The following is a 5,677-nucleotide window of genomic DNA, read 5'->3' as shown; positions in this document are numbered from 1 at the left end:
TGCGGGCTGCGGTCACGGGGGCGCGCCGCACGGCCGAGGAGATCGGGCGGTCGCTGCCGGGCCACCCCGTCATCACGTCCGGTTCCGGAGAGGTGCACGGCTCGGTCGGCTCGGAGCCGGCGCTCGTCATCGCCACCCCGGGCGCCGAGCCCGTGGCCGATGGGGGCTACGCCGCGGTGCTGCTGCTCGACGCCTGGGCGAGTCTCGACCTACCGGTCCTGGACGCGCCGCTGGAGTCGCTGCGCCGATGGATGGCTGCGGCGGCCCTGGTCCGTGCCGGTCGCGCCGTCGTGCTCGCCGGGGCCCCGGAGGGCGTCACGCTCCCCGCGGTCGAGGCGCTGGTGCGCTGGGATCCGGGATGGCTCGCCGGCCGAGAGCTCGGCGAGCGACGCGAGCTCGGCCTGCCTCCGGCGGTGCGGATGGCTCAGCTTCGGGGCAGCCGTGCGGCCCTCGAGGGCGCCCTCGGTCAGCTGCGACTTCCCCCGGCAGCCCAGGTCCTCGGTCCGATGCCGCTCGATACGTCGCCCCGCAGCGGTGCCGGCCACGGCGACGCGGGCTCGGACGATGACCCGGGGAGCTGGCATGCCCTCGTGCGTGGTCCTCTGGAAATGACCGCCGAGCTGACCGATGCGCTGGCGGCGCTCAAGGCCATCCGGTCGGCCCGAAAGGAGGCCGACGTCGTCACGGTGCGGGTCGATCCGGTCGACGGCTGGTAGCCCGGCCCCGACCCCTCGCCTCACCGTTCGAGTGAACAGCTTTTGGGCCCGCATGGCACAGTGACGCCATGGACACCCGCGAGTTCGACATCGTCCTCTATGGTGCGACCGGTTTCGTCGGCGCCCTGACGGCCCGTTACCTGTCGCAGCAGGCCGGGACCGCCCGGGTCGCGCTGGCCGCGCGATCTCGTTCGCGACTCGAGTCCGTCCGGGAACGGCTCGACGAGAGTGCCGCCGACTGGCAGCTCATCGAGGTCGACGCGAGGGACGCCTCCGGACTGGATGCACTCGCGGCACGCACCCGCGTCATTGCGACGACCGTCGGGCCGTTCTCCGTGCACGGGAAGGAGGTTGCCCGTGCCTGCGCCGAGGCGGGGACCCATTATGCGGACCTGACGGGAGAGGTGCTCTTCGTCCGCTGGACGATGGACACCCTCGCCGGACGAGCCGCCGAGACGGGTGCCCGGCTCGTCCACGCCTGCGGCTACGACTCCGTCCCCTCGGACCTCGCGGTCCACCTGCTCGCTCGCCGTGCGGCCGAGGACGGCATGGGCACGCTGGGAGACACCGTTCTCGCGGTGCGGTCCGCGAAGGGCGGTTTCAGCGGTGGCACCATCGACTCCGCCCGTCAACAGGCCATCCTCGTTCGGGAGGAGCCGGAGACCCGTCGCGTGCTGGCCGACCCCTACGCTCTCAGCCCGAGGCGCGCGGAGGAGCCGAGGAGTGTGTCTCGGCGTACCGGGGGTCTCGCCGGACTGCTCCACAAGGTGATGCCGGTCGACCGGGACCCGGCGAGCGGACGCTGGAACGGGCCCTTCGCCATGGCGGGCTTCAACACCAGGGTCGTTCGCCTGTCCAACACGCTGACGGACTGGTCCTACGGACGGGAGTTCCGATATCGCGAGGTCGTCGACTTCGGCAAGGGCCCGCTCTCGCCGGTGCTCGCTGCCGGGATGGCGATCGGGCTCACCGGTGGACTGGCCGGCCTCTCCTGGGCGCCCTCACGCGCAGTCCTCGACCGGCTCCTGCCCAAGCCGGGGGAGGGCCCCAGCGACGAGCAGCTGGCCGCCGGACGGTTCCTCATGGAGACCAGGACGACGACCACGACCGGAGCAAGGTACCTGGCCCGCGTCGGGGCACCGTACGACCCGGGCTACACGGGAACGGCGGTCATGCTCGGAGAGAGCGCGCTGGCTCTCGCGCTCGACGGGGACCGCCTGCCGCAGCGCGCGGGAGTACTGACCCCGGCCACAGCGATCGGGGACGTCCTCGTCGAGCGGTTGCGGGCGCAGGGCTTCACCCTCGAGGTGGAGCGGCTGGGCTGAGCCGTTCCGGCCCGTTTCTTGTTCACTCGATCAGGCTTGGTCCCTCGGGCGTCATGGAGTGAACGAGAAATGGGCGCCCCACCCACACCTAGACTGAGATCTCACGGCCGACTTCGGTGCCCGGCGTGGGCGCCTGCGACCCTCGAGGACTGACACCTGTGGCGATCAAGGACATCCGCCTCTTCGGAGATCCGGTGCTGCGCACCCCGGCGGTCGAGGTGGTCGACTTCGACAAGGAGCTGCGGACGCTCGTCAAGGACCTCGAGGACACCATGCTCGACGCGCCCGGCGCCGGTCTGGCCGCCCCGCAGATCGGGGTCGGGCTCCGGGTCTTCACGTACTTCGTCGACGACGTCGTTGGGCACCTCGTCAACCCCTTGCTCGACCTCTCCGACGAGACCCAGGACGGGCCCGAGGGATGCCTCAGCATCCCGGGTGTCACCGTCGACACCAAGCGTGCCCTCTCCGTCGTCGCCAAGGGCCAGAACATGCACGGCGAGCCCGTCGTGCTCGAGGGCACGCAGCTGCTGGCCCGGGCGGTCCAGCACGAGACCGACCACCTCGACGGGATCCTCTTCGTCGACCGGCTCGCCCCGGCGTCCCGCAAGGAGGCCATGCGGGCGATCCGGGAGGCCGAGTGGTTCGGCGAGCCGGCGCCCAGGGTGAAGGTCAGCCCCCACTCGACTTTCGGCCTGGGGATGTGACGTGCGGGTCGTCTTCGCGGGGACGCCTCAGGCGGCGCTGCCGAGCCTCGATGCCATCGCACGGTCGCGCCACGAGCTCATCGCCGTCATCACCCGGCCCGACGCCCCAGCCGGCCGGGGTCGACGCCTCGAGGCGTCCCCGGTCAAGGTCAGGGCCCAGGAGCTCGGCCTGCCCGTCCTGACTCCGCACTCGGTCAAGGAGCCGGAGTTCCTCGACGAGCTGGAGCGGCTGGAACCGGACGCCTGCCCCGTCGTGGCCTACGGCAACCTGGTCCCGCAGGCCGCGCTGGACCTCCCGGCGCACGGCTGGATCAACCTGCACTTCTCGCTGCTCCCGGCGTGGCGAGGGGCCGCCCCCGTCCAGCACGCGATCATGGCTGGCGACGAGATGACGGGCGCCTCGACCTTCCGGCTCGAGCGGGGGCTCGACACCGGCCCGGTCTACGGCGTCATGACCGAGGCGATCCGGCCGACCGACACGGCCGGCGACCTCCTCGAGCGACTCGCCCAGGGCGGTGCCGGGCTGCTCGTCGCCACCCTCGACGGCATCGAGCGCGGTGACCTCGTGGCCAAACCGCAACCAGCCGAAGGGGTCTCACATGCCCCCAAGGTCGAGGTCGCCGACGCCCGCGTCGTCTGGGCGAAGCCCGCCCGGGCCATCGACCGACTCATCCGCGGTTGCACGCCGGCGCCGGGGGCCTGGACGACGTTCCGGGGCGAGCGACTCAAGCTCGCACCGGTCATCCACGCTTCTCCGGACGAGGTGCCGGGTCACGGGACGCTCGAGCCCGGCACCCTCCTGGTGACCAAACAGGCCGTCTTCGTCGGCACGGGGACCCTGCCCGTCCGGCTCGGCATCGTCCAGGCCCACGGCAAGCGGCCGATGCCGGCCGCCGACTGGGCGCGTGGCATCCGCATCGAGGCCGGCGAAGGGCTCACCGATGAGTGACGAGGGGCGGCATGGCGGACGGCAGCGACCACCTGCCCGGGGACGGAATGACCGGCACCGCTCGGTCCAGCGGCCGTCGGAGCGCGCCCGGCGTACCGATCCGGCGCGTCTGACCGCCTACACCGCCATGCGCGAGGTCGCCCAGGGTGCGTACGCCAACCTGGTGCTCCCGACGTTGCTGCGCGAGAAGCGGGTCCATGGGCGGGACGCGGCCTTTGCCACGGAGCTCGTCTACGGGGCGACCCGAATGTCCGGCCTCTATGACGCCGTCGCCGCCCGTGCGGCCGACCGACCGGTCGACAAGATCGACCCGCGTGTCCTCGACACGATCCGGCTCGGAGCCCACCAGCTGCTCGGCATGCGCGTGCCGACCCACGCGGCGGTCGACGAGACGGTCGCCCTCGCGCGGCAGGTCAACGGCGCCGGTGCCTCGGGCTTCGTCAATGCGGTCATGCGCCGCATCAGTGAGCGCAGCCTCGAGGAGTGGCTCGAGGTCGTCACGGCGGCTGCCGGCGACCCGGTGGAGGCACTCGCGATCCGCACGTCCCACCCGCTCTGGGTCACCAAGGCGCTTCGCGCTGCGCTCATCGGACATGGCCGGGCCACCGCCGCGACCGTCGAGGCCGAGCTCGGCCGCCTCCTCGAGTCCGACAACGCAGCACCGAGAGTGTCGCTCGCTGCACGGCCCGGTCTGGCGACCGTTGCGGAGCTCGTCGACGCGGGAGCTGCCGCATCGACGACGAGCCCGGTCGGCGCCGTTCTGCCCGAGGGCGACCCGGGCGCCATCCCCGCGATCCGAGAGGGACGTGCGGCAGTGCAGGACGAGGGATCCCAGCTGGTCGCCCTGGGCATCGCGAGCGCGGAGGTCGGCCAGGACGCCATCACCTCCGAGCGATGGCTGGACCTCTGTGCGGGTCCGGGCGGCAAGGCAGGCCTCCTGGCCTCGATCGCCGTGCAACGGCGAATCCCCTTCGTCGCCAACGAGGTCAACGAGACGCGCACCACGCTGGTCCGCCAGACGCTCACTGCGGCGACGGCGGCGGCCCACGCCGCTGGGAGCACGATCGAGGTCCGCCACGGCGACGGGCGCGAGATCGGGGAAGCAAGCCCAGCGGCATACAGCCGCATTCTCATCGACGCCCCGTGCACGGGTCTGGGCGCCCTCCGCCGCCGACCGGAAGCGCGGTGGCGGCGCAGTCCCAAGGACGTTGCCACCCTCTCCGGGCTGCAACGTGAACTGCTGGCCTCCGGCATCGACGCGACAGTGCCGGGCGGCGTCATTGCCTACGCCACGTGCAGCCCGCACCTCAACGAGACCCGCTTCGTCGTGCAGGACGTGCTCAAGAAGCGCGACGACGTGGAGCTGGTCGACGCGCGCTCGCTCTTTGTCGATGCTGAGGGCGCCGTGCTCCCCGAGCTCGGCGACGGCCCGTACGTCCAGCTGTGGCCCCACGTGCACGGGACCGACGCGATGTTCTTCGCCCTGCTGCGCAAGCGCTGAGGTCCGCTGACATCAGCGGAGATCACCGTCCGCGGAACACCGGTCGTCGACCCTCCCGCCGCGCGGCGTCCGCCTCGGCAGCATCCGCACTCGTGAAGCAGGCGAGGAACTCGGCCCGGAGGTCGGGGTCGTCGTCGGGCAGGTGCGGAGAGTTGAGCACCCGTTTGGCGTAGGCCAGGGAGAGCGGGGCCAGGGCCGCGAGGTCGCGGGCGAGGGCGATCGCATCGGTGAGATCCCCCTCGCGCTGGACGAGCCCGGACGCGAGCGCTGCGGCTAGATCGAGGGTCTCGGCAGCGAGCAGGATGCCGCGCGCGTGGCCGCCACCCACGAGCTCGGCGAGCCGCCGGATCGTCCACGGGTCGACGGCGAGACCGTTGCGCGCCGTCGGCACGGCAAACCGAGCCGCGGCGCCGGCCACACGCAGGTCGCACGCGGCGGCGAGCTGGGTGCCGCCACCGATCGCCGGCCCGTTCACGGCTGGG

5 protein-coding genes and 1 pseudogene are annotated in these 5,677 nt (G+C 72.4%); 5 read left to right on the top strand and 1 reads right to left on the bottom strand.

The window, feature by feature from the left end; all coding sequences use genetic code 11:
• The 5 genes and pseudogenes from VIR15_RS13655 to VIR15_RS13635 all read left to right on the top strand — a co-directional run.
• Window positions 1–716 (top strand): annotated as a pseudogene (locus tag VIR15_RS13655) (primosome assembly protein PriA); the annotation flags it as partial.
• 68 nt (window positions 717–784) lie between these two features.
• Window positions 785–2,041: a saccharopine dehydrogenase family protein gene (locus tag VIR15_RS13650; protein ID WP_331928530.1), complete on the top strand. Its 1,257-nt coding sequence runs from the start codon at window positions 785–787 to the stop codon at window positions 2,039–2,041.
• Window positions 2,042–2,199: 158 nt separating this feature from the next.
• Window positions 2,200–2,745, top strand: coding sequence for a peptide deformylase (gene def, locus VIR15_RS13645; protein ID WP_331928528.1), 546 nt, complete (start codon window positions 2,200–2,202; stop codon window positions 2,743–2,745).
• Window position 2,746: 1 nt separating this feature from the next.
• Window positions 2,747–3,694: a methionyl-tRNA formyltransferase gene (gene fmt / locus VIR15_RS13640; protein WP_331928526.1), complete on the top strand. Its 948-nt coding sequence runs from the start codon at window positions 2,747–2,749 to the stop codon at window positions 3,692–3,694.
• Window positions 3,687–5,195 (top strand): RsmB/NOP family class I SAM-dependent RNA methyltransferase, encoded by a 1,509-nt coding sequence (locus VIR15_RS13635; RefSeq protein ID WP_331928524.1) that lies wholly within the window; start codon window positions 3,687–3,689, stop codon window positions 5,193–5,195. Before fmt ends, VIR15_RS13635 begins: the two co-directional genes overlap by 8 nt.
• Before the next feature lie 22 nt (window positions 5,196–5,217).
• On the opposite strand, the gene VIR15_RS13630 is transcribed toward VIR15_RS13635, so the two are convergent.
• A partial coding sequence (locus VIR15_RS13630) for an enoyl-CoA hydratase-related protein (RefSeq protein ID WP_331928522.1) occupies window positions 5,218–5,677 on the bottom strand: 460 nt, incomplete at its 5' end.

It is taken from the genome of Intrasporangium sp. (assembly GCF_036566125.1).
Taxonomy (GTDB): Bacteria; Actinomycetota; Actinomycetes; order Actinomycetales; family Dermatophilaceae; genus Intrasporangium.
Note: the sequence above shows the minus strand (reverse complement) of the source record. Positions and strands in the feature narration are given on the sequence as shown.

Coding starts and splice junctions, on each gene's coding strand:
- VIR15_RS13650 (WP_331928530.1), top strand. CDS start 785: ATGGACACCCGCGAGTTCGACATCGTCCTCTATGGTGCGACCGGTTTC.
- VIR15_RS13635 (WP_331928524.1), top strand. CDS start 3,687: ATGAGTGACGAGGGGCGGCATGGCGGACGGCAGCGACCACCTGCCCGG.